The 301-nt window shown below is 72.8% G+C and carries 1 protein-coding gene; it reads left to right on the forward strand.

Features of this window, described 5'->3' with window-relative positions; genetic code table 11:
• Positions 1–41: 41 nt before the first annotated feature.
• Positions 42–301, forward strand: a 260-nt coding sequence (locus tag SB660_RS19755) for an amidase family protein (RefSeq protein ID WP_410583963.1), incomplete at its 3' end; no start/stop codon positions are given.

Genomic DNA, 301 nt, shown 5'->3' on the forward strand with positions numbered 1-301 from the left:
CGCGAGAGCGCGCGCTTGCGCAGGCCGCGGGTCTCGGTTCGGTGCCCGATGACGCCCCCGCGCTGTGGGGCGTGCCGATGGCCGACAAGGATCTCGTGGCCCGCGCCGGCGTCCCGACGCGCTACGGATCCCGGGCCTTCGAGAACTTCGTCCCCGAGGCCTCCGATCCGCTCGCCGAGGCTCTCGATCGGCTCGGCTCGGTCAGCCTCGGCAAGACGAGCACGCCGGAGTTCGGGATGACGGGTTACACCGAGCCCGCCATCGGTGTTCCCGCCCGGAACCCGTGGGATCCCGCAACGGG

The sequence above is a fragment of the Bacillus sp. SIMBA_005 genome, assembly GCF_046535585.1.
Taxonomy (GTDB): domain Bacteria; phylum Bacillota; class Bacilli; order Bacillales; family Bacillaceae; genus Bacillus; species Bacillus pumilus.